Origin of the sequence: Trabulsiella odontotermitis, from assembly GCF_001297775.1 — a bacterium.
In the GTDB taxonomy this organism is placed as follows: Bacteria; Pseudomonadota; Gammaproteobacteria; order Enterobacterales; family Enterobacteriaceae; genus Trabulsiella; species Trabulsiella odontotermitis.
The window spans coordinates 1-2,633 of the sequence record NZ_LIFX01000032.1; the positions used below are offsets into that span (position 1 = coordinate 1).

Genomic DNA, 2,633 nt, shown 5'->3' on the forward strand with positions numbered 1-2,633 from the left:
GGTAAAGGCAACCATACCTTCACCGCCACGGCGAAAGAGCCAGCGGGGAACACCTCCATCAGTAACAGCTGGACCATCATCATTGATATCGATGCACCGGTGAAACCGAGCATCGACAGCGCAATAGATGATGTGGGCAGCAACCAGGGCGCACTGGCGAACCATGGCCTGACCGATGACCCGACTCCGACCCTGAGTGGTAAGGCGGAAGCGGGCAGCATCGTGAAGATCTACGACCAGAGCGGTCTGCTGGGCTCCGTCACTGCGCGCGATGATGGCACCTGGAGCTACACGCCAACCACCAAACTGGATGAAGGCAGCCATCAGTTCCATGTCACTGCAACGGATAAAGCTGGCAACACCAGCGCACCGTCGGATGACTTCGAGCTGACGCTGGACTTCACACCGCCGGACAGCAGCAAACTCGCCATCACCAATGTGGCGGATGATGTTGGCGGCGTGACCGGTTCTGTGGCAAGCGGTACTGAGACGGACGATAACCGTCCGCTCATCTCCGGTACCGGTGCAGAGGCAGGCGATATCATTACCGTCTACAACGGCGACAAGGTGATCGGCTCCACGACCGTCAGATCTGACGGTACCTGGGAGCTGGAACCGACCTCTCCGCTGCCAAACGGTACTTACGTCCTGACCGCGAAAGAAACAGACTCTGTCGGTAACGAAGCCGGTCCGTCCAACGAATACACCATTAAAGTCTCCACGGTGGCGCCGCAGGCACCGACGCTGGATACGGTGTACGACGATGTGGCACCGCAGACGGAATTCCTGCAGAAAGGCGAAGTCACCAACGACAATACGCCGACCCTCAGCGGTACGGGTGTGGCCAACGGCACCATCAGCGTGTACGACAACGGCACCCTGATTGGCACCACGACGGTTGACAGCAGCGGAAGCTGGAGCTTCACGCCAGGTACGGCGCTGAGCGACGGCAACCATAACTTTACTGCCACGGTCACCGACACCGTAGGACGCGTCAGCCCGGCCACTGGCGGCTTCAACATTGTTGTTGATACCACCGCGCCGTCTGCCGCCTCCGATCTGCTGATCACTGACGATGTCGGTGCGAAGACCGGTCCGGTAATTACCGGCGATACCACCGATGACAACGTACCGGTTATCAGCGGCAAGGCTGAAGCGGGCAGTACGGTGAGCATCATTGACAACGGTACCGTGATTGGCTCGGCTGTCGCCGATATCAACGGTAACTGGAGCTTCACACCGTCCACACCGCTGGCGAACGGTCCGCACGATATCACCACGAAAGTGACTGATACCGCGGGCAACACCGGGCCGGAAGGGGCGCACACCTCCTTCGTGGTTGATGTGGTCGCAGGTAAAGTCGAAATCACCGCCATCAGGGACGATGTGGGCAGCGTCACCACCAACATCGCTCAGGGTGGCGTGACCGACGACACCCGTCCGGAAATCACCGGTACGGCGAAGGCCGGCAGCGTGGTCACCATCACTGATGGCAGCAACGTGCTGGGCTCCACCACCGCGGGCTCTGACGGCAACTGGACCTTCACACCGACCGGCGACCTGGGTAAAGGCAACCATACCTTTACCGCCTCGGCGAAAGATCCGGCGGGGAACACCACCACCAGCAGCAACTGGACCATCACCATCGACACGGATGCCCCGGCGAAACCGAGCATCGACAGTGCCACCGATGATGTGGGTGCGGTGCAGACATCACTGGCGAACCATGGCCTGACTGATGATCCGACCCCGACGCTGAACGGTAAAGCAGAAGCGGGCAGCATCGTGACGATCTACGATCAGAACGGTCTGCTGGGCTCTGTCACCGCCCGTGCTGACGGTACCTGGAGCTACTCGCCGACGGCTAACCTGAGCGAAGGCGCGCACCAGTTCTACGTCACCGCCACCGACAAGGCCGGCAACGTCAGCGTGCCGTCAGATAACTTCGAACTGACGCTGGACTTCACACCGCCGGACAGCAGCAAACTCGCCATCACCGATGTGGTGGATGATGTTGGCGGTATGACCGGTTCTGTGGCAAGCGGTACTGAAACCGACGATAACCGTCCGGTCATCTCTGGTACCGGTGCGGAAGCAGGCAACGTAATTACTGTCTACAACGGCGACAAGGTTATTGGCTCCACCACCGTCAAGTCTGACGGCACCTGGGAGCTGGAACCRACTTCACCGCTGGCGAACGGTACGTACGTCCTGACCGCGAAAGAAACTGACTCTGTCGGTAACGAAGCCGGTCCGTCCAATGAATACACCATCAAAGTCTCCACGGTGGCGCCGCAGGCCCCGACGCTGGATACGGTGTATGACGATGTGGCGCCGCAGACAGAGTTCCTGCAGAAAGGCGAAGTCACCAACGACAATACGCCGACCCTCAGCGGTACGGGTGTGGCCAACGGCACCATCAGCGTGTACGACAACGGCACCCTGATTGGCACCACGACGGTTGACAGCAGCGGAAGCTGGAGCTTCACGCCAGGTACGGCGCTGAGCGACGGCAACCATAACTTTACTGCCACGGTCACCGACACCGTAGGACGCGTCAGCCCGGCCACTGGCGGCTTCAACATTGTTGTTGATACCACCGCGCCGTCTGCCGCCTCCGATCTGCTGATCAC

1 protein-coding gene is annotated in these 2,633 nt (G+C 60.1%); it reads left to right on the forward strand.

Going from position 1 to position 2,633, the window contains the following annotated elements; translation table 11 throughout:
• Nucleotides 1-2,633 (forward strand): Ig-like domain-containing protein (locus tag AOY23_RS22775; protein WP_235503414.1); only part of this gene is annotated, 2,633 nt, incomplete at both ends.